Source organism: Aurantimicrobium sp., assembly GCF_036667855.1.
Taxonomy (GTDB): domain Bacteria; phylum Actinomycetota; class Actinomycetes; order Actinomycetales; family Microbacteriaceae; genus Aurantimicrobium.
The window spans coordinates 1-20,031 of the sequence record NZ_JAVWTF010000035.1 but is presented as its reverse complement, the minus strand read 5'-3'; the positions used below and the strand labels follow the sequence as shown (position 1 = coordinate 20,031).

The following is a 20,031-nucleotide window of genomic DNA, read 5'->3' as shown; positions in this document are numbered from 1 at the left end:
GCTGCTGACCAGATTCCTCCCATCGCGGTAGGAATGTCTCGTGTTATCTCTCCCATGGGTGAAACACTCATCGACATGGGCAACCAGATGGGTGTCTCCATCGCCACGGTCAACATTCAGGCCGTCATTGATGCGCGCCAGACCAACCCTTCCCTCCAACTGCGTCGTTATAGCGTTCAGCCACGCGACTAATTCAGCCTGCAGGCGTAGTGTGTTGCCATGACCACGCTGAAGAAAAAGTCAGAAGCCGCAGCACTCGTCGCATCACTGCGTGATGCCTATAACTCTGGCCTGACCGCCAAACGTCAGTGGCGCATCAACCAGCTCAACGCCCTGCGTCAGATGGTGGTCGATAACGAGAGTGTTATTGAAGCTGCGTTGTTCTCGGACCTGGGCAAAAGTGCGTCAGAGGCCCAGCTGACCGAGATCGGCATCATCTTGGGCGACATTGATTATGCCCTCAAGAATCTCTCGAGTTGGCTCAAGCCCTATAAGGTGAGCGTTCCGCTGGCAGCCATGCCAGCAAAGGCTTTTGTTGTCAGCGAGCCAGTGGGTGTTGCGCTCATCATTGCCCCCTGGAACTACCCCATGCAGTTACTGTTAGCTCCCTTGGTCGGTGCTATTGCGGCAGGTAATGCGGCAGTCCTCAAGCCCAGTGAGTTAGCACCAGCTACATCGGCGGCACTGGCCAAGTTGATTCCGGTCTATCTCGACCCACGCGCCATTGCGATTGTGGAGGGTGCCGCTGAAGAAACTGGTTGGTTGCTTGAGCAACGCTACGACCACATTTTCTACACCGGCAATGGCCGCGTGGCACGGATAGTGATGGAAGCTGCGGCAAAGAACCTCACACCTGTTTCTCTGGAACTTGGTGGGAAGTCGCCGATCTATATCGACGACTCTGTTGACCTCGAAGCTGCAGCGTTGCGCATTGCGTGGGCAAAATATCTCAACGCAGGTCAAACCTGTGTTGCACCGGACTACATCCTGGCCACACAGAGCGTCCAGAAAGAACTCGAGTCACACCTCGTGACTGCAATCGAGAATCTTTATGGTTCTGATCCGCTGCTCTCGGATGACTATGGTCGCATCATCAACGACAATCACTTTGCGCGCTTGAGTGGCTTTCTCAAGGACGGTCGTGTTGTTGCCGTAGGCAAGCCCGTGGCGAAGCAGCGATACATCCCGCCCACTGTCTTGGTTGACGTCAAAAGAGATGCTGCGGTGATGCAGGAAGAGATTTTTGGTCCGATCTTGCCCATGATCACCGTCAAAGATCTTGACGACGCAATTGACTTCATCAACTCCAAGTCCAAGCCGTTAGCGCTCTATGTGTTTAGCGAGAACACATTAGTTCGTCGTGCATTCACCGAGCGCACCAGCTCTGGGGCTATTGGTTTCAATGTGGCTATTCTTCATTTGAGTGTCCCCGGTTTGCCCTTTGGTGGCGTAGGGGAGAGTGGCATTGGTGCTTACCGCGGCAAGCGCTCCTTCGACACGTTTAGTCACGAGAAGGCAATCTTGTCGAAGCCGCTCAAACCAGAAACTCTGGCATTGGTCTATCCGCCATTTACGGAATCAAAGAAGAAACTCATCACAGGTTTGCTTCGAAAATTGAGCTAATGAATTGTCCGAATAGCCGGACGCCTTCCTTGTTCGTGCCCGAATGACCGTTCTAGACTCGTGACGACCCACAAAGTCCTTCAACACAGCAATGGAGCTGATAACCAGTGTCTGAACAGACCACACCATCCACTCGTCCCATCGACACACTTGGCCTGTCTTCGACCGACCGTGTTGGCAACTTCGCTGGGAATGCTCAGCTGCCGATTGCGCCTGCAGCTACCCGCACAGAAACCGACTCACTCGGAGCCATGCAGGTTCCCGCAGATGCCTACTGGGGCGTTCACACCGCACGTGCTCTGGAAAACTTCCCCATTGCTAAGCGTCCCATCTCGGTATTCCCCGAGCTCATCGTTGCTCTGGCCTGCGTGAAGCAGGCAGCTGCTCGCGCCAATGCAGAGATCGGTGTTCTGGACCAGCACAAGGCTGACATCATTGACCGCGTTTGCCAGGAAATCATTGACGGTGCATGGCACGAACAGTTCGTCGTTGGTGTGATTCAGGGTGGTGCGGGAACCAGCACCAACATGAATGCCAACGAGGTCATTGCGAACCGCTGCCTCGAGATTATGGGGCACGCCAAGGGCTCCTATGAGCACATGCACCCCATCGACGACGTGAACAAGTCACAGTCCACCAACGACACCTACCCCACCGCGGTGAAGCTCTCACTCGCGTTTGCGTTACCTCACCTACTCACCGAGCTGGGCTTACTTCGTGACGCCTTCAACGCCAAGGGTGAAGAGTTCAAGCACATCCTCAAGGTCGGCCGCACACAGCTGCAAGATGCTGTTCCTATGACCTTGGGTCAAGAATTCCATGGCTTTGGCACCACGCTCGGTGAAGACTATGACCGTCTTACCGAGACGGTGTGGATGCTGAGTGAAATCAACCTGGGTGCTACCGCTATTGGTACCGGTATCACGGCAGATCCTCGCTACCGCGAGGCTGCTGTGCGCCACTTGGCGAAGATTTCTGGACTCGATATCACCAGCGCTCCTGACCTCATTGAGGCCACCAGTGACGCTGGTGGATTCATGAGCTTCTCCGGCACCCTCAAGCGCTCAGCGATCAAGCTCTCCAAGATCAGTAACGACCTTCGTCTGCTTTCCTCCGGACCCCAGGCTGGTCTGGGCGAGATCAACCTTCCTGCTCAGCAGGCAGGTTCATCGATTATGCCGGGCAAGGTCAACCCTGTTATTCCTGAAGCCGTAAGCCAGGTTGCTTACGCCATTGCTGGCAATGACGTCACCGTCACCATGGCTGCCGAAGGTGGACAGCTTCAGCTCAACGCCTTTGAACCTGTGATTGCTTACTCACTCCTGCAGGGCATTAGCTGGCTCGCTCAGGCATGCATGACTTTGCGTGTGAACTGTGTTGTGGGCATCACAGCCAACGTGGAGCGCCTGGAAGGAATGGTTGCCTCCAGCGTTGGAGTGATTACCGCCTTGATTCCCTTCATTGGTTATGGCCCCGCTGCAGAGCTGGCCAAGCAGGCACTCAAGACAGGTCGCCCCGTGGCAGACCTGGTCGTTGAAGCAGGCCTGATGACCAAGGAAGATGTTCTGCGCGAGCTGTCGCCCGCAAAGATCTCGGGAATGGACTCAGAGTAGTCTCACCCTCGTTACGCTGGAAACATGAGTAACGCGACCGATGTCGTCATGCAACGCATGGTGACTGTTCCCGACTTCCCTTCTGAAGGGATTCTCTTTCGGGATCTCACTCCTGTGTTTGCCCATGGAGCTTCTTTTCGTTCTGTTGTCGATGGCTTGATTGAGCCCTTTGTGGGCAAGTTTGATGCCGTGGCAGGCCTTGAGGCTCGTGGATTCTTGCTGGCAGCTGCCGCAGCCATTGATGGCGGAGTCGGTGTTCTGCCCATTCGTAAGGGTGGGAAGCTGCCTGGTGACATCATTGGTGAAACCTATGACTTGGAATATGGTTCTGCCACGCTCGAAGTGAACCCCGCTTCATTGCCTGCAGGTTCTCGTGTTCTCGTCCTCGATGATGTGCTCGCAACTGGCGGCACTATCGGTGCCTCAGTGTCGTTGATCGAGCGTGCTGGCTGGGAAGTGGCAGGAATTGCTGTCGTGTTGGAGCTCGAAGCTCTCGCCGGCCGTGAGCGCCTCGCCGGGCGCGATATTCACGCTCTCGTCACGCTCTAGAAAGCCCTATGCTGGAGGGTATGACAACTCCCACAGTTACCCTCAACGATGGTTTAGTTCTGCCCCAGATTGGTCTGGGAACCTACAAACTCACCGGTGACGATGGCATTGCTTCTATCGTCAACGCCATCCATGAGGGATACCGCCTGATTGATACCGCTACGCGGTATAACAATGAGGGCGAAGTGGGTAAGGCGATTGCCGCCTCGGGAGTTCCTCGCGAGGAAATCATCGTCACCACCAAACTTCCCGGTGCTGCCCACGGTTTCGATGAAACCATGGCTGCTTTTGAACTGAGCCGTCGGACACTGGGACTCGACTACATCGACCTCTACTTGATTCACTGGCCCAACCCCAGTGTCAATCGCTACCTCGACTCGTGGCAGGCCATGATCGAGCTCAAAGACGACGGGCTAGCCAAGAGTATTGGTGTGTGTAACTTCACCGAAGAGTTCTTGACCAAGATCATCGACGCCACCGGCGTCGTGCCCTCGGTCAACCAGATCGAACTCCACCCCTACTTCCCGCAGGCGCAGATGCGTGCATTCCATGCACAGCACGGCATCCAGACTGAAAGCTGGAGCCCTCTGGGCAAGACAGAAGAACTGCGTAACGAGAAGGTCATTACTGACCTCGCTCAGGCACGTGGGGTTACTCCAGCACAGCTCATCCTCCGCTGGCACACTCAGCTGGGCGCAATTCCACTTCCTAAGTCAGCTGATCGTGGTCGTCAGATGTCGAACCTCCACAGCTTCGACTTTGATCTCTCGCCTGAAGAGCTGGATGTCATCTCTGGCTTGGAGCGTGGACGCCTGTGGGGTGGAGATCCCAACACTCACGAAGAGATGTAGTTCGAAAGAAATACTTTTTTAGGCAGCGAAAGCTGCCTTCTTCGCGAGTCGTCGCTTCACCAGCGTCACAATGACGGCAATGATGGCCACGCCCACCGTGAATAACACGTTGGGGCCGTTCAAGATCAGCAGCACGATGGTCATGGCCAATGCCACCACGGCAACCCACCAGTCCCAGCTCCAGCGCGGGAAGATCAACACGGCTGCCGTCATGCCCAGCACATAGATCGCCACCATGGAACTCAAGTGAATGGGAATCAGGCTCAAGAGTTGGAAATCTTGGGCAAACAAGATGGCGAAGAACACGATGGAGATACCCAGCGAAAGCATCAAACTTCGACGTGGCACCTCATCAGGTTCAGCACCCTTAGCAAGGTAGCGGGGGAGATCTCCGTCACGTCCCAGTGACGCACCCAGCTTGCCAATGGCTGCCAAATAAGCGTTCAGAACACCCAGAGACACAATCGCGGCAATGCTGGCAATGATGATTGAACCGGCCTTGGGGGCTGTTTCATTGACCAAGGTCAGCAGAGGAACACTGCCCTTGCCGGCATCTTCGCCGAGAACACCAATGGTGACCCACTGCAGAGCAAGGTAAGCGGTTCCCACAATGACGAGAGCAATACCCGTGGCAATGGGGATGGTTTTGCGCGGGTTCTTGAACTCGGCGGCGATGTGGGTTCCCACTTCCCAGCCGGCAAACGCCCAGACAAACAAGCTAATCGCCACTCCAACGCCCACCCAGCCATGAGGCATGAAGGGCTGGAAGCTCGATTCCTGCACGGCCGGAGCGCCATAGGCGATAACGCCGACCACAACAACGACGAGAAGTGCACTGAGACCTAGCTGAACCCAGCCCGCTACCTTTACTCCAAAGAGGTTGAGTGTGAAGGGAACTAGGAAAAGTACACCCGCAACAGCGGGCAAGAGCGAGCGGTCAGCACCCGTAATGGCAACGACATACTCCGCACCCATCACGGCAACGACAGGTTCGCCTGCGGCAACACCGAAGTAAAAGAGATAGCCAGCAACGCGGGCCCAGGTGTTACCCATGGACTTGCGTACATAGCTCGCCACACCACCCGAGTCGGGATAGCGCGCTGCCAGAGCAGCAAAAGTTCCTGCCAAAGGGATGGAGAGCACAAAGATGATAGCCACGGAAAGAATCGAGGCAGGCCCTGCCACCTGAGCTGCCAGTCCGGGCAAAACCAAAATCCCGGTGCCCAGAACGCTGGCGATATAGAGGGCTGTTCCCTGAGCAATGCCGAGGGTGCCTTTGTGTTCACTCACAGAATTACTCTGTCATGAAATGTGACGAAGTGAGGCGTTGTGGTGCGACATCTCATCAGAAGAGTTAGCCCAAGAAGCCGCGAAGCAGAGCAGCAGAACCAGAAACATGGTCTGCCATGGCTTCGCTGGCCTTCTGGGCATCCCCGGTGAGGATGGCCAACACGATTGCTTCATGTTGTTCATTGGAGTGCGCGATATTGGGGGCAAGGAGGGGAATGCCATCGAGGAGCTCATTCAGACGCATGCGCGAGGTTGCCACCTGTGACAGTAGTGAAGGGGATCCGGTGAGCTCGGCAATGAGCAGATGGAGACGTGAATCCAGCATGCGGTAGTTCTCTTCGGTGGATTCCGTGGTTTCTTTGTGCACGGACCACAGCTGTTCGCGTTCGACGGAGCTCAGACTGCGGGTGGCGGCATGGTGGGCAGCGCCACACTCCAGAATCTCGCGCAGAATCAACACATCCTCGAGCTCGTCGTGAGTGAAATCAACCTGATGGGTCAATTCACCATCACGGCCCATGCGCAACGGCTGGCTGGGCAGGTTCTCGGCCACAAAGGTTCCGCCATAACGGCCACGCTTCACCACGAGGTAACCAGCATCCACCAGCGAAGAAATAGCTAACCGCACGGTGTCGCGGCTGACATCCAACATGGTGGCCAGTTCTCGTTCGGGCGGCAGTTGAACGCCAGGTAGTGCCAGGCCTAGGCGAATGGTTTGAAGAAGCCGCTCCACGGTTTCTTCATACGTGTTCCCACCCCGGACAGGCCGAAGGAGCAAATCCCCATTGAGGGGACTTACTACTGCGGCCAATCCGGGAGGGTTCTCTGGAGACATTGGAGGTGTGATTAGTCCAGAGGAGTGACGTATGCGGAAGAAATACCACCGTCAACCAAGAAGGTTGATCCGGTGATGAAGGAGGAGTCATCGCTGGCCAAGAATGCGACGGCGGCAGCAAGTTCCTCTGGCTTCGCGAAGCGTCCGATAGGAATGTGAACAAGGCGACGCTGAGCACGCTCAGGGTCCTTAGCAAACAGTTCCTGCAACAGGGGAGTGTTGACTGGTCCAGGGCAGAGAGCGTTCACACGAATACCCTGACGGGCAAACTGAACACCGAGCTCACGGCTCATTGCCAAGACGCCACCCTTAGAGGCGGTGTAGGAGATCTGCGAGGTAGCAGAACCCATCACGGCAACGAAGGAGGCGGTGTTGATGATGGAGCCACTCTGCTGCTTCACCATGTGACGCAGAGCTGCGCGAGAGCACAGGTAAACAGACTTGAGGTTGACGTCCTGAACCTTGTTCCATGCAGGAAGCTCCGTGGTCTCGATTGAGTCATCATCGGGAGGGGAAATACCAGCGTTGTTGAAGGCTATGTCCACCGAACCGTAGACCTTGAATGCGGTGTCGAACAGGTTGTTTACATCTTCTTCACTCGTTACATCTGCACGAACGTAGAGTCCGCCTACTTCAGCAGCGGCCTTTTCGCCGACTTCTTGGGGGGCAACATCACCAATAACAACCGTCGCACCCTCAGCTGCAAAACGCTTCGCAGTGGCAAAACCAATGCCGCTGGCACCGCCGGTGATGACAGCAACCTTGCCGGCAAGACGCTGGGTGAGGTCAATCTTTTCAATACTCATTGTGTTTCTCCTTAGTGAGGTTGGTCTTAGTCGGCTGGAATGAAGACGTTTTTGGTTTCGGTGAAGGCAAGGGCGGCATCGGGTCCGAGCTCACGGCCCAAACCTGACTGCTTGAATCCACCGAAGGGGGTGTTGTATCGAACGGAGGAGTGAGAGTTCACGGACAGGTTTCCAGACTCCACGCCGCGAGAAATACGAAGTGCGCGACCGACATCACGGGTCCAGATGGAACCAGAGAGGCCGTATTCGGTTGCGTTGGCCAGTTCCATCGCATCTGCGTCGTCATCAAAGGGAAGCACAGTGACGACTGGACCAAAGATTTCATCGGTGGCGCTGATGTGGTTGCGAGAATCGGGAGTCAACACGGTGGGTGCGAACCAGTAGCCGGCACCTTCAGGAGCTGAACCACGGAATGCAACAGGTGCATCGCTGGGGACATACGAGGAGACACTGTCAAAGTGCTTCTTGTGGACCAGGGGACCCATCTCCGTGGCTTCATCCAGAGGATTTCCCACTTTGACACCCTTGACGGCAGGTTCGAGGTATTCCATGAACTTGTCATAGACACTGCGCTGAACCAGGATGCGGCTGCGCGCACAGCAGTCTTGGCCAGCGTTTTCAAAGACACCGTAAGGTGCACTCGCCGCAGCCTTTTCGAGATCTGCATCAGCGAAGACGATATTTGCGCTCTTGCCACCAAGTTCAAGAGTGACGCGCTTGATCTGGTCGGCAGCGCCGGCCATGATCCGCTTACCCACGGCGGTAGAACCGGTGAAGACAACTTTGCGCACGGTGGGGTTCGTGACGAAGCGCTCGCCGACAACGGAACCTTGACCAGGAAGCACCTGGAAGAGTCCTTCAGGGAGACCTGCCAGCAGGGCAAGTTCACCCAAGCGAATGCTGGTGAGGGGAGTCCATTCAGCAGGCTTCAATACAACAGCATTACCGGCTGCAAGTGCTGGAGCAAAGCCCCACGAAGCAATGGTCATCGGGAAGTTCCACGGCGTAATGACGCCAACCACGCCCAGAGGTTCCTGGAACGTGACGTCGATGCCGCCGGCAACAGGGATTTGCTTGCCAAAGAGTCGTTCAGGTGTAGCTGAGTAGTACTCGAGCACATTTCGCACGTGTTCTGCTTCCCAGCGGGCCTGTCCGATGGGGTGGCCAGAGTTGCGAACTTCGAGCTGAGCCAGGTTCTCTACGTCGCCGTCGACGGCGTCAGCAAAAAGGCGCAGTGCTGCGGCACGGTCGGCTGGATTACGTGCTGCCCATTCTTTTTGTGCACGCTTGGCACGGTCGATGGCCTCGTCAGTTTGCTCCAGGCTCAGGTGCTCAATGGTTTCGCCCGCTTCTTCTGTCGCGGGGTTGATGATGGTGTAACTCACGATGAGCTCCTTTGAGTGGTGCGAGGGTGTGCGGCTGCATATGTCTGGGCAGCTTCGACGAGGCCTTTAAAGAGGCCAATGTCTTCGAGGGTTTGTTCGGGGTGCCATTGCACGGCAAGACCAAAGGGCACGTCATCGAGTTGGAGAGCTTCGATAACACCGTCTTCGGTAGTGGCGACAACGCTGAGGCCTTCTCCCACTTCACCGATGGCCTGGTGGTGATACATCGCACCAACGGGGGCATCATTGCCCAGCACGGTTGCCAGGAGTGAATCTTCCTCCACCTTCACAGGGATATGACTGAAGTTACCTTGACCCTTTTGGTAGCGGTCATCACCCACAACTTCAGGAAGGTGCTGAATCAGGTCACCGCCACGTATGACGTTAAGCATCTGAGCTCCGCGGCAGATGCCTAAGAAGGGGAGTTCGCGGTTGATGGCTGCGGTCAGGAGTGCATCTTCCAGTGCATCGCGATCTGGGCGTGGCTCATCGGTCAACGGGTGAGGGCTCTGACCATAGCGGGCAGGGTCAACGTCCTTTCCGCCGCAAATGATGAGTCCGTCGAGACCGTCGAGGATTGTTTCCGCGCTGTCGGCATCGATTGCTTGTGGTGGTAGAAGCACGGCAATGCCGCCGGCCTTATTCACCGCATCAAAGTAGACCTTGGGTAAGAAGGCAGCTTGAACATCCCAGACGCCGGACTTAGCCTGCTCGAGGTAGGTAGTGAGCCCGATAACGGGTTTGCGGTTAGAGACGCTCGAAGCCACGAACACGCTCCCAGTCAGTAATAGCTGAGTCATAAGCGGCTACTTCAATACGGGCGTAGTTGAGGTAGTGATCTACAACATCTTGACCAAAGGCTGCTTTGGCAATGTCTGAGTTAGCAAACAGTTCTGCTGCTTCTCGCAGGGTTGAGGGAACACGGGGTGCTCCGCCGGTGTAGGCATTGCCGGTAGTGAGAGGTTCGAGTTCAAGTTCGTTCTCAATACCGTGCAGTCCAGCGGCAATCAATGCAGCCACGGCGAGGTACTGGTTCACATCTCCACCGGGTACGCGCTGCTCAACTCGCATGGCGTGACCCTGGCCCACTACTCGCAGAGAGCAGGTGCGGTTGTCGAGCCCCCACGCCACGGCGGTGGGAGCGAAGCTGCCATCGACGTAACGCTTATAGGAGTTGATGTTGGGGGCAAAGAACAAAGAAAGTTCACGCATCGCTGCAATCTGGCCGGCCAAGAAGTGGCGGAACATCTTGCTCATGCCATGCTCAGCGTTCTTGTCTGCGAAGACAGGGTTGCCTTCGGTGTCGCGCAGGCTGATGTGGATGTGGCAAGAGTTACCTTCACGCTCGTTGAACTTGGCCATGAACGTCAGCGACTTACCGTGCTTGTCTGCGATGACCTTGGCGCCACTCTTATAAACAGAGTGGTTGTCGCAGGTGACCAGTGCCTCGTCATAGCGGAAAGCAATTTCTTGCTGACCGAGGTTGCATTCGCCTTTGACGCCTTCGCAATACATGCCGGCAGCATCCATCGAGTTGCGTATGTCGCGCAGCAGAGGCTCGACACGGGTTGAAGCAAGGAGGTCGTAGTCCACGTTGTAATCGGTGGAGGGGCGCAGGTTGTCATAACCCTTGGCCCAGGCTTCGCGATAGGTGTCATCAAAGACGATGAACTCCAACTCGGTTCCGACGTAGGGGACAAGTCCCAGCTTGGAAAGGCGGTTGATCTGGGTGCGCAGGATTTCACGAGGAGACTGCATCACGGGAGTGTGGTCAAGCCACTGCATGTCGGCCATCACCATGGCCGTGCCCTCGAGCCAGGGTGCGGTGCGCAACGTGCTCATGTCAGGGATCATGGCCATATCGCCGTAACCGCGTTCCCAGCTGGAGATGGAGTACCCGTCGACGGTGTTGTTCTCCACGTCAACAGCGAAGAGGTAGTTGCAGCACTCGGCTCCATGCGCCATCACGTCTTCAACAAAAAGGCGGGCAGAAACGCGTTTACCCACCAAGCGGCCCTGCATGTCCGTAAAAGACACGATGACGGTGTCAATAGTTCCAGCGTCAACGAGGGCTTTGAGGCCTTCGGGGGTGAGATTCCCTGCAGCAGTGGACATTGTCGCTCTCTTCCTTGAGGTAGGTATTCCAACCATTAGACCACTCTATTGAAGAATGCATGTCAAGCGTTATTGGGTAAATAGCAGATATTTTTCAGATTAATTATTTGTTAAAGGTAGTTACAAGAACCAAATTGAGGCATATAGTCATCACCAAGGAATCTCACAGTGTTGTGTGCCTCACCTCAGTATTCGAGGTGCTCAACCCGAGCAGAAGGAAATATCAATGTCCAAAGACACTCTGAACGTCTCGGGTGTGACATACACAACCGCAGACGCCAACTACTTCAAGAAACGGACGCTCAAGCGTTCGGCCGGTTTATGGGGCCTCTGGGGCCTCGCCGTTGCAGCTGTTGTATCGGGAGACTTCTCCGGATGGAACTTCGGTATCGGTTTCGCCGGCTTTGGTGGAATGCTCATCGCATTCGCCGTCCTCATCTTCATGTACTACGGAATGATGTTCAGCATCGGTGAGATGGCGGGAGCCATGCCTCACTCTGGTGGAGCATATTCATTCGCACGATCGGCAATGGGGCCGTGGGGCGGATTTATTACGGGTCTCGCCGAAACGATTGAATACGTTGCCACTACAGCCGTGGTCGTCTTCTTCTCGGCGTCCTATGCCAACAGTGTGACGACAGAACTTCTGGGGCTCAATCTGCCCATGTTCGTCTGGTACATCATCCTCTACGCCGTGTTTGTTCTCCTGAACTCCGCAGGCTCGTCTATTTCCTTCAAGTTCGCCATTGTGGTGTCAATCGTCTCGATCGCCATCTTGCTGGTGTTCTCGGTCATGGCAGTGTTCTCAGGAAAACTTGATTTCAACTCACTCTGGAACATCGCTCCAGATGCCGGACAGACCACCTTCCTGCCACACGGCTGGTTGCCAATCCTGTTCGCGCTTCCCTATGCAATGTGGTTCTTCCTCGGTATTGAGGAGCTCCCTCTTGCCGCAGAAGAATCTCACGATCCTGTCAAGGACATCCCTCGTGCAGGTCTGATCGCTCGCACCACGCTGATCGTGACTGGTCTGCTCGTGCTGTTCCTCAACACTGCTCTTGTCGGTGCTGAAGGAATTAGTGCAGCTGGTGAACCATTGCTCGACGGCTTCCGCGCCATGGTCGGTGACGGCGCTGCTGCAGTGCTCGCACTGTTCGCACTGATTGGTTTGCTGGCATCGCTGCAGGGCATCATGTTCGCCTACGGACGCAACATGTACTCGCTGTCTCGTGCTGGTTACTACCCTAAGGTGCTCTCGCTGACCGGTAAGCGCGAAACTCCTTATGTTGCACTGACTGTCGGTGCCCTCATTGGCTTCCTGGCACTTATCGCTGTTGACTCACTCGGTGGTGCAACCGGTGTTGCTGGCGCAATCGTGCTGAACATCGCCGTATGGGGTGCTGTTATCGCTTACATCCTGCAAATGGTGTCCTTCATCATCCTGCGCAAGAAGTTCCCCAAGGCCAACCGTCCTTACAAGAGCCCCTGGGGTATCCCCGGTGCTGTTATTGCGGCAGTTGTCTCGCTGGCGATCTTCTTCGGATTCTTCATCAACGAGCCAGCACGACCAGCCATCATCGCCATTGCGGTTATCTACGCCTTGATGCTGATTGGTTTTGCTTTCTACGGACGCAAACGCCTCGTGCTTTCGCCTGAAGAAGAATACGCAGTATCCGGTGGACTTCACGGTGACCCTCAGAAAGAGGGTTACGGCGGAAAGGTTGAGAAGGAACTTCTCGCTTCCGACGGAGTTGATGGAGAAAAGTAACCTCCAGTGAAATGTGGGGCCGGTTCCTTCGGGAGCCGGCCCTTTTCTCTGCCAGAATTAACCCATGACTGAACATAACCTCACTAAGCCAGAAATCGACGCCCCAATGGGTCCTGCTCCCGCGGAGCTTGAGATCACAGACATCGTCGTCGGCGACGGCGCAGAAGCAACCCCCGGTGCAACCGTTGACGTGCACTACGTCGGTGTTGAATACGAAACCGGTGAAGAATTCGACGCTTCCTGGAACCGTGGCGAATCCATCAACTTCCCTCTCCAGGCCCTCATCTCCGGATGGCAAGAAGGTATCCCTGGAATGAAGGTTGGCGGACGTCGCATGCTCGTATGCCCTCCTGCTAAGGCATACGGTCCGGCTGGTGGCGGTCACCGCCTCTCCGGCAAGACCCTCATCTTCGTCATCGACCTTCTGGGCGTTAGCTAAGCATGACCTTCCCTGCCATCGACAGCACCGCTGTGCGGTGGTCAGTACCACGCGAAAAGGTCGCCTCCGCTCTGGCCGAACGCCCCCTGCTTCTGATGATGCACGGCTACGGCTCGAACGAGGGCGACCTCTTCTCGTTGGGGCAATACATGCCCGAAGAATTTGTGATTGCCTCTCTACGCGCTCCGTTGAGCGCTGGCCCAGGTTTTGCCTGGTTCCAGATTGACTACGACGCCGAGAATGCGACTCTTCGACGTGACGTGAATGAGGTGACGCGCTCCACGCACCAACTTATTTCCTGGATAGATGAACTCGAGGACGAAGTTGGCGGTTTTCAAGATGTTGCCCTTCTGGGCTTCTCCCAGGGTGGGGTTATGCTCACGCAGCTCTTCCGCCATCAGCCCGAGCGATATAGCGCTGGAGTATTTCTAGCTAGCTTCGCCGTCGATGACACAACAGCAGGTGGCCTCGAGCGGGATGCTGCGCTCGCTGAGGTTAAGCCACCCATTTTTTGGGGCAGAGATCCACAAGATCCGGTGATTACCCCCGACCTCATTGATTTCACTCGTCGTTGGCTTCCGGCGCATTTTGACGTTGACGCACAGCTTTATGCTCACGTGGGGCACGGGCTATCTCTAGAAGAAATTGAAGACGCTACCGCCTTCCTCAGAAAGCACGTCGGGCTTTAGTCGTCAATTTCAATCTTTTTGATGCGTGACGTGTGACCACGCACCACTCGAACGTGAGACTTGGCAGTGCTGTAGTGCTCAGCAATCAATTTCACAACAGCATCGTTGGCTGCGCCATCGATTGCTTTTTCTCTCACGAAGACAACAAGCCCTTCGGCATCCTCTTCAATGAGAGGTCCTTTGCTGCTGCCGGGTTTAACCCGAACAACAATGCGCATGGAAATTACTTGGCGAGGTAGGGGGCGCCGTACTTGTTTCAGCCAGGCTGGCTGGGCTGCAACATGAACACCAGCTCGATAATCCAGCCCACACTGGGAATGAGAAAGAGCAAGAAGAACCAACCGCTAACGCCCTGGTCGTGAAGTCTACGCACGGTCACAGTGATGGTCAGTAGCCACAAGAAAACGGCAATAGCACCCGCTGCAATGAGGAAAGGGAACAATGCCCAGACATCACCCTGGCGCACCATCATGGCGACAAGGACAACGGGGATAACTGTTACTAAAGAGACGATGAAAACGAACAATCTCCAGTACCAATACTCTGAGCGAGGGGAGCGGCCCTCAAGCTTCGTTGCCTTGGAGAATACGGATTGGATTGCTTCAGAAAAAGTCATGTCTGCATACTCTCTTATTGTCTAGTCACTCGATGGTCAAAAGAATTAGAGGCAGGATATTTTCTCCAATTCGTATGAATTTACTCGTTAGGCAAAACGCCTATAATCCTAGGATTGTTTGCAAGCGACCGAAGTTCAAAATATAGGCAGAAAATCAGTAATTATTACTTGAAAAGTATTCCGGCAGTACCACATACGAGTGTTTGGTCTGATATCTTGAATGATTAGTGATGGATTTACTTCTGTTTACTTTCAATACAATTTCTAAGGGAAAATTATGACTAACGTCAACGACAAGAATACTGTTCTTGCATCTACTACCGTGAGACCGTCTCCACTTCTTTTCTGGCTGACTGTTCAGCTCCAAGTAACTCCGCAAGGTCTTAGCGGTAAGGAACCAACCACCATCTTTGGCATTATTCCTGCTGGATCACGCAAGGTTTCTTACGCTCTCAAGCAAATCTCCGGCATTGCTGTTGAAACCAAGGTTTCTGTGCCACGAATTATTTTTGGTCTTATTTTTGCCTTTTTGGGAATTGCTTTTTTCTCTAGCAATGCTTTCCTAGGTTTCATTGTGTTGTTAATCGGAGCAGCTCTTTTCGTCGCTGGACTTACTGCAGCTTTAGCGGTTACTAACACTGGCGGAGTGACTCAGTACGTCAAGGTCTCACTAATCGATCGTGCTCGATTGGAAGAGTTTGCAGCTTCTGCACAAACTGCTGTTTTAGACGCACATTCGTAAACATATTTTTGTGGGCTATGGAATTCTCCATCAGCCCACAAAAATGTTTTGCATAGTTTCTTCGTCTTAAATTCTGTTGCCTCTGATTCTTCAATAATTATTTGCTCTGATAACATTATGAGGTTGCCGTCTAACGGCCGCGGATACAGAGAGCTCCACGCACAAGGCATGGGGCGCCGCGCAACGAGGTACTAAGAAAGGGGATCCCACTATGGCACTTGAAGCAGATGTCAAAAAGGCGATCATCGACGAATACGCAACTCACCCCGGTGACACTGGATCTCCTGAAGTTCAGGTTGCTCTCCTCACCAAGCGCATCAAGGACTTGACCGAGCACCTTAAGGAGCACAAGCACGACCACCACTCACGTCGTGGACTGCTGCTGCTCGTTGGTCAGCGTCGCCGTCTTCTCGGCTACCTGTCCGATGTCGACATCACTCGCTACCGTAAGCTCATCGAGCGCCTCGGTCTGCGTCGCTAGTCGAATACAGACATTCACCAAGAGCCACCCTTCGGGGTGGCTCTTGTGATTTAACCTGACATTCATCTTCGAAAGTCAGCCTTCATGGGCTTATTGAGGGTTTTGGGGTACTCTTAGAGAAGAGCAGGCAGGCAGTTCGCTGGTCTTCGGTGGTGGTTTACCAACAGATGTTGGTGGATTTCTACTGGTGGCCAGCACGAAGTCTGATACTCGTGCGATGTATGTGCGTTGATAACGCCTTCGTTCTGTCTTGTTCTGCTCTTTATGTATGAGTCGAATCCCACACGGGGAATCGACGTAAAACAAAGGAGAAACCTTCAATGGAAGGTCCAGAAATCAAATTCGCCGAAGCCGTTATTGACAACGGTAAGTTCGGCAAGCGCGTCGTCCGCTTTGAAACCGGTCGTCTCGCACAGCAGGCTCAGGGCGCGGTTGCGGCCTACCTGGATGAAGAAACCATGTTGCTCTCTGCCACTTCGGTCAGCAAGCAGCCTAAGGACAACTTCGACTTCTTCCCTCTGACCGTAGACGTTGAAGAGCGCAGCTACGCAGCAGGCAAGATCCCCGGTTCGTTCTTCCGTCGTGAAGGCCGTCCCTCGACTGAGGCCATCCTGGTCTGCCGTCTGATCGACCGCCCACTGCGCCCATCATTCGTTGATGGTCTGCGCAACGAGGTTCAGATCGTTGTTACCGTTCTGTCTATTGCTCCTGGTGAGTTCTATGACGCACTGGCCATCAACGCTTCCTCCGCATCAACCCAGATCTCCGGTCTGCCTTTCTCTGGTCCTATCGGTGGTATCCGTATGGCCCTGATCGACGGCCAGTGGGTTGCATTCCCCAACGTTGAGCAGCTCAAGGACGCGGTCTTCGACCTCGTTGTTGCTGGTCGCCTCGTTGTGGACAAGGACGGCAAGGAAGACATCGCCATCATGATGGTTGAGGCAGAAGCTACTGAAGGTAGCTGGGACCTCATCAAGGCTGGCGGCATCAAGCCCGACGAGGCAATCGTGTCTCAGGGTCTCGAAGCATCGAAGCCTTTCCTCACCGCACTCATCAAGGCTCAGGAAGAGCTCGCACGTCAGTCGGCAAAGGAAGTTCAGGACTACCCCGTATTCCTGCCTTACTCTGACGAGCTTTACGCCGCAGTGAGCGAACTCGCTCTGGCTGACCTCGAGAAGGTGTACCTCATCGCTGACAAGATTGAGCGTCAGAACGCTGACGACGAGGTCAAGGCACGCGTCAAGGAAGCAATCGTTGCCAAGGTTGAAGCTGGCGAGCTCGAAGAGGTTGCTCTCAACCAGTTCGGTGCTGCTTACAAGTCGGTAACCAAGAAGGTTGTTCGCGGACGTATCCTCACCGAGGGTGTTCGTATGGACGGCCGTGGTCTGCGCGACATCCGTGCACTGGATGCTGAAGTTCAGGTCATCCCTCGCGTTCACGGTTCAGCTATCTTCCAGCGTGGAGAGACCCAGATCATGGGTGTCACCACTCTGAACATGCTGAAGATGGAACAGCAGATTGACTCGCTGTCTCCGATCACTTCGAAGCGCTACATGCACCACTACAACTTCCCTCCATATTCCACCGGTGAAACCGGTCGTGTGGGAACTCCTAAGCGCCGCGAAATCGGTCACGGCTTCCTGGCGGAGCGTGCTCTCGTTCCCGTGCTTCCTGCACGTGAAGAGTTCCCTTACGCCATCCGTCAGGTATCTGAGGCTCTGGGCTCCAACGGTTCGACCTCAATGGGTTCGGTCTGTGCATCGACTTTGTCGCTGCTCAACGCTGGTGTTCCTCTGCGTGCCCCTGTTGCAGGTATCGCTATGGGTCTGGTTTCTGACCAGGTCAACGGTGAGACCCGCTACGCAGCTCTGACCGACATCCTCGGTGCAGAAGATGCTCTCGGCGACATGGACTTCAAGGTTGCTGGTACTTCTGAATTCATCACCGCGATTCAGCTCGACACCAAGCTCGACGGCATCCCTGCCTCCGTGCTCACCGGTGCGCTGACTCAGGCGAAGGAAGCTCGTACCGCAATCCTCGCTGTCATCAACGCAGCGATCGATGGTCCTGACGAGATGGCAGCTACTGCTCCTCGCGTGATCAGCGTTCAGATTCCTGTCGACAAGATCGGTGAACTCATCGGTCCTAAGGGCAAGACGATCAACACCATCCAGGACGAGACGGGTGCAACCATCTCGATCGAGGATGACGGAACCGTCTACATTGGTGCAACCGATGGTCCTTCGGCTGAGGCAGCTCGCGCACAGGTTAACGCCATTGCGAACCCCACCAACCCTGAGGTTGGCGAGCAGTTCCTCGGTACCGTCGTCAAGCTCGCAACCTTTGGTGCGTTTGTCTCCTTGCTTCCTGGCAAGGATGGCCTGCTGCACATCTCTGAGGTGCGCAAGCTCGCTGGTGGCAAGCGTGTGGAGAACGTTGAAGATGTTCTCTCCGTTGGCCAGAAGGTTCTCGTCAAGATCACCAAGATCGATGACCGTGGCAAGCTTTCGCTTGAGCCCGTTCTCGAAGGTGAAGAGGGCGAAGCAGCCGCTGAAAGCGACGCAGAGTAAATTCACTCCAACGAATACCCGTCCCACTTTGGTGGGGCGGGTTTCGTCTTTCTGGGGGACACTTTAAAGCCCTGGCGGGGGACAATTTCCGTCTACTAGTAGACCGTTGGTCTGTCGTAACATTGCTGTGACATTTCTGCTCTATCGTCAGAGTTATGACCGGAGAAACAGGGGAAGTAGCCTCCGGAGCAGCCCGCTCCGCAGAGGCTGAAACTCCTCTGCGTCGCATCGGTCAAACCGACATTGAGGTCTATCCGGTAGCTCTCGGTGGAGCGGTGTTTGGCTGGACTCTTCCTAGTGGTCGTTCGACAGATCTTCTGGATCGATTCGTTGAACTCGGTGGCAACCTGGTCGACACCTCTGACTCGTATTCCTCAGGAATGTCAGAACAGATTATTGGCAAGTGGATGCGCGAGCGTGGTAACCGCGACAAGGTGGTTGTGGCCACCAAGGTGGGACGTCATCCTGAATACCCTGGCCTGTCTGCCAGAAACATCATCGAAGCTGTTGATGCTTCTCTCGAACGTTTGCAGTCCGACCACATCGATCTGCTCTACTTCCACGCCGAAGACCCTGATGTGTCGTTGGAAGAAAGCCTTTCTGCCGTTGAAACACTCATGCAGGCAGGCAAAGTTCGTGCATTGGGAGCTTCAAATTTCAGCGCGGATCGGTTGCTCGAAGCTCGCATTGCTGCAGGCAGTGGTCTTCCACGCTTTGAGGCCATTGCGCTGGAGTATTCGTTGCTGCGCCGTGACATCGTCGAAGGCAATATTGCCATGATGGCGATTGCCCAGCGCATGTCCGTGATGCCGTATTTCGTGTTGGCTAATGGTTTCTTGGGTCGTCACCGCAACATCAAGAGCTTCAACCCCAGTGATACGCGAGCACGTCGTGCGGCACAGCACGGTGGTCGCCATGGCACACATGTTTTGCGTATCTTGGACAACATCGCCATGACGCAGGGCGTGGATATTTCAACCGTGGCATTGGCCTGGGTGTTGGGTCGTCCTGCCGTGGGTATTCCAACTGTTGGTGTTGAGTCCATCAGGGAACTTGAAGCACTGATGCATGCGCCTCAGGTTCAGCTCACCCGCCAGCAGCTAGCGGACCTGGATCGTGCCTCTGCAGAGCAAGGTCGTAACTGGCTGCCTGGTCGTCAACGTTCTTAATATCTGTGACGCACGTCAGTGGCGTGCCCTAGGCTTGAGCACCGTATGAATAACCCCATTGCTTTCCCGCTCGATCAGCCCGAGCTTCAGTTCGTCGCATCTGGTGATGCTCTCGTCCGCCGCAGCGTTTTACCTTCTGGTGTGCGCATCCTGACCGAACGTGTGCCCGGTGCACGCAGTGTCACCTTGGGCTACTGGGTTGCCGTGGGTTCCCGTGATGAGATTCCAGCTGAAGAAGCTCACGATGGTCAGTGGGCTCACCCTGCGAGCTTGGGTTCCACCCATTTCCTGGAACATCTCTTGTTCAAGGGCACGCCGACTCGCACCGCACTCGATATTGCGATTGCCTTTGACTCGGTTGGTGGCGAACACAATGCCGCCACTGCCAAGGAATACACCTGCTACTACGCCAAGATTCGTGACAGCGATCTCCCCATGGCTATTGATGTCATGAGCGACATGCTCACCTCGAGCTTGATTGACCCAGATG

The 20,031-nt window shown here is 55.0% G+C and carries 20 protein-coding genes and 1 pseudogene; 13 read left to right on the top strand and 8 right to left on the bottom strand.

Translation table 11 applies throughout. The features are described from left to right. From RR877_RS07675 to RR877_RS07655, 5 genes and pseudogenes are all read left to right on the top strand, one after another. Positions 1–192 (top strand): annotated as a pseudogene (locus tag RR877_RS07675) (hydrolase); the annotation flags it as partial. 27 nt (positions 193–219) lie between these two features. Further along, a complete protein-coding gene (locus RR877_RS07670; protein ID WP_332551526.1) occupies positions 220–1,623 on the top strand; it encodes an aldehyde dehydrogenase family protein in 1,404 nt (467 codons plus the stop codon). Positions 1,624–1,829: 206 nt separating this feature from the next. Continuing rightward, the gene (locus RR877_RS07665; protein ID WP_332619022.1) at positions 1,830–3,236 is read left to right on the top strand and encodes an aspartate ammonia-lyase; all 1,407 of its coding nucleotides are present in this window, start codon (positions 1,830–1,832) and stop codon (positions 3,234–3,236) included. Between the two features lie 24 nt (positions 3,237–3,260). Next, positions 3,261–3,785 (top strand): adenine phosphoribosyltransferase, encoded by a 525-nt coding sequence (locus tag RR877_RS07660; protein WP_332550840.1) that lies wholly within the window; start codon positions 3,261–3,263, stop codon positions 3,783–3,785. A gap of 20 nt (positions 3,786–3,805) precedes the next feature. After that, positions 3,806–4,636: an aldo/keto reductase gene (locus tag RR877_RS07655; RefSeq protein WP_332550841.1), complete on the top strand. Its 831-nt coding sequence runs from the start codon at positions 3,806–3,808 to the stop codon at positions 4,634–4,636. An 18-nt stretch (positions 4,637–4,654) separates the two neighbouring features. Here the strand turns inward: RR877_RS07655 and RR877_RS07650 are convergent, their stop codons facing one another. From RR877_RS07650 to RR877_RS07625, 6 genes are all read right to left on the bottom strand, one after another. After that, positions 4,655–5,926, bottom strand: a complete 1,272-nt coding sequence (locus RR877_RS07650; protein ID WP_332619016.1) for an amino acid permease — start codon at positions 5,924–5,926, stop codon at positions 4,655–4,657. A 64-nt stretch (positions 5,927–5,990) separates the two neighbouring features. Then, positions 5,991–6,761 (bottom strand): FCD domain-containing protein, encoded by a 771-nt coding sequence (locus RR877_RS07645; RefSeq protein ID WP_332550843.1) that lies wholly within the window; start codon positions 6,759–6,761, stop codon positions 5,991–5,993. Between the two features lie 11 nt (positions 6,762–6,772). Beyond that, the gene (locus tag RR877_RS07640; protein WP_280804852.1) at positions 6,773–7,567 is read right to left on the bottom strand and encodes a 3-oxoacyl-ACP reductase; all 795 of its coding nucleotides are present in this window, start codon (positions 7,565–7,567) and stop codon (positions 6,773–6,775) included. Between the two features lie 26 nt (positions 7,568–7,593). After that, on the bottom strand, positions 7,594–8,955 hold the full coding sequence (locus RR877_RS07635) for an aldehyde dehydrogenase family protein (RefSeq protein ID WP_280805984.1): 1,362 nt from the start codon (positions 8,953–8,955) through the stop codon (positions 7,594–7,596). Further along, positions 8,949–9,719, bottom strand: a complete 771-nt coding sequence (locus RR877_RS07630) for a gamma-glutamyl-gamma-aminobutyrate hydrolase family protein (protein WP_332619014.1) — start codon at positions 9,717–9,719, stop codon at positions 8,949–8,951. The genes RR877_RS07635 and RR877_RS07630 overlap by 7 nt, the downstream gene beginning before the upstream one ends. Continuing rightward, complete coding sequence (locus tag RR877_RS07625) at positions 9,700–11,067, bottom strand: glutamine synthetase family protein (protein WP_332550845.1); 1,368 nt, start codon at positions 11,065–11,067, stop codon at positions 9,700–9,702. The genes RR877_RS07630 and RR877_RS07625 overlap by 20 nt, the downstream gene beginning before the upstream one ends. A gap of 226 nt (positions 11,068–11,293) precedes the next feature. Between RR877_RS07625 and RR877_RS07620 the strand changes: the two genes are divergently transcribed. The 3 genes from RR877_RS07620 (at position 11,294) to RR877_RS07610 (ending at position 13,963) form a co-directional block, all read left to right on the top strand. Next, positions 11,294–12,835: an amino acid permease gene (locus RR877_RS07620; RefSeq protein WP_332627879.1), complete on the top strand. Its 1,542-nt coding sequence runs from the start codon at positions 11,294–11,296 to the stop codon at positions 12,833–12,835. Positions 12,836–12,899: 64 nt separating this feature from the next. Further along, positions 12,900–13,274, top strand: coding sequence for an FKBP-type peptidyl-prolyl cis-trans isomerase (locus RR877_RS07615; RefSeq protein ID WP_110233823.1), 375 nt, complete (start codon positions 12,900–12,902; stop codon positions 13,272–13,274). A gap of 2 nt (positions 13,275–13,276) precedes the next feature. After that, positions 13,277–13,963, top strand: a complete 687-nt coding sequence (locus RR877_RS07610) for an esterase (RefSeq protein ID WP_280799080.1) — start codon at positions 13,277–13,279, stop codon at positions 13,961–13,963. Here the strand turns inward: RR877_RS07610 and RR877_RS07605 are convergent. After that, the gene (locus tag RR877_RS07605) at positions 13,960–14,187 is read right to left on the bottom strand and encodes a DUF167 domain-containing protein (RefSeq protein ID WP_332627881.1); all 228 of its coding nucleotides are present in this window, start codon (positions 14,185–14,187) and stop codon (positions 13,960–13,962) included. The genes RR877_RS07610 and RR877_RS07605 overlap by 4 nt on opposite strands. Positions 14,188–14,219: 32 nt before the next feature. Next, positions 14,220–14,579 (bottom strand): DUF805 domain-containing protein, encoded by a 360-nt coding sequence (locus tag RR877_RS07600; protein ID WP_332627876.1) that lies wholly within the window; start codon positions 14,577–14,579, stop codon positions 14,220–14,222. A gap of 277 nt (positions 14,580–14,856) precedes the next feature. Between RR877_RS07600 and RR877_RS07595 the strand changes: the two genes are divergently transcribed. The 5 genes from RR877_RS07595 to RR877_RS07575 form a co-directional block, all read left to right on the top strand. Beyond that, positions 14,857–15,321, top strand: a complete 465-nt coding sequence (locus tag RR877_RS07595) for a hypothetical protein (protein WP_332627875.1) — start codon at positions 14,857–14,859, stop codon at positions 15,319–15,321. 211 nt (positions 15,322–15,532) lie between these two features. After that, positions 15,533–15,802 carry a 30S ribosomal protein S15 gene (gene rpsO / locus RR877_RS07590; protein WP_110233811.1) on the top strand — a complete coding sequence of 90 codons (270 nt, stop codon included), beginning with the start codon at positions 15,533–15,535 and terminating at the stop codon, positions 15,800–15,802. 320 nt (positions 15,803–16,122) lie between these two features. Then, the gene (locus RR877_RS07585; protein ID WP_332619165.1) at positions 16,123–18,372 is read left to right on the top strand and encodes a polyribonucleotide nucleotidyltransferase; all 2,250 of its coding nucleotides are present in this window, start codon (positions 16,123–16,125) and stop codon (positions 18,370–18,372) included. A 155-nt stretch (positions 18,373–18,527) separates the two neighbouring features. Beyond that, a complete protein-coding gene (locus tag RR877_RS07580) occupies positions 18,528–19,541 on the top strand; it encodes an aldo/keto reductase (protein ID WP_332619166.1) in 1,014 nt (337 codons plus the stop codon). 45 nt (positions 19,542–19,586) lie between these two features. Further along, positions 19,587–20,031 (top strand): insulinase family protein (locus RR877_RS07575; RefSeq protein WP_332627873.1); only part of this gene is annotated, 445 nt, incomplete at its 3' end.

Excerpts from the sequence above, each read along its gene's own strand:
- RR877_RS07645 (WP_332550843.1), bottom strand. The coding sequence starts at position 6,761 with ATGTCTCCAGAGAACCCTCCCGGATTGGCCGCAGTAGTAAGTCCCCTC.
- rpsO (WP_110233811.1), top strand. The coding sequence starts at position 15,533 with ATGGCACTTGAAGCAGATGTCAAAAAGGCGATCATCGACGAATACGCA.
- RR877_RS07670 (WP_332551526.1), top strand. The coding sequence starts at position 220 with ATGACCACGCTGAAGAAAAAGTCAGAAGCCGCAGCACTCGTCGCATCA.
- RR877_RS07600 (WP_332627876.1), bottom strand. The coding sequence starts at position 14,579 with ATGACTTTTTCTGAAGCAATCCAATCCGTATTCTCCAAGGCAACGAAG.
- RR877_RS07625 (WP_332550845.1), bottom strand. The coding sequence starts at position 11,067 with ATGTCCACTGCTGCAGGGAATCTCACCCCCGAAGGCCTCAAAGCCCTC.
- RR877_RS07595 (WP_332627875.1), top strand. The coding sequence starts at position 14,857 with ATGACTAACGTCAACGACAAGAATACTGTTCTTGCATCTACTACCGTG.
- RR877_RS07580 (WP_332619166.1), top strand. The coding sequence starts at position 18,528 with ATGACCGGAGAAACAGGGGAAGTAGCCTCCGGAGCAGCCCGCTCCGCA.
- RR877_RS07610 (WP_280799080.1), top strand. The coding sequence starts at position 13,277 with ATGACCTTCCCTGCCATCGACAGCACCGCTGTGCGGTGGTCAGTACCA.
- RR877_RS07655 (WP_332550841.1), top strand. The coding sequence starts at position 3,806 with ATGACAACTCCCACAGTTACCCTCAACGATGGTTTAGTTCTGCCCCAG.
- RR877_RS07660 (WP_332550840.1), top strand. The coding sequence starts at position 3,261 with ATGAGTAACGCGACCGATGTCGTCATGCAACGCATGGTGACTGTTCCC.
- RR877_RS07615 (WP_110233823.1), top strand. The coding sequence starts at position 12,900 with ATGACTGAACATAACCTCACTAAGCCAGAAATCGACGCCCCAATGGGT.
- RR877_RS07585 (WP_332619165.1), top strand. The coding sequence starts at position 16,123 with ATGGAAGGTCCAGAAATCAAATTCGCCGAAGCCGTTATTGACAACGGT.
- RR877_RS07640 (WP_280804852.1), bottom strand. The coding sequence starts at position 7,567 with ATGAGTATTGAAAAGATTGACCTCACCCAGCGTCTTGCCGGCAAGGTT.
- RR877_RS07620 (WP_332627879.1), top strand. The coding sequence starts at position 11,294 with ATGTCCAAAGACACTCTGAACGTCTCGGGTGTGACATACACAACCGCA.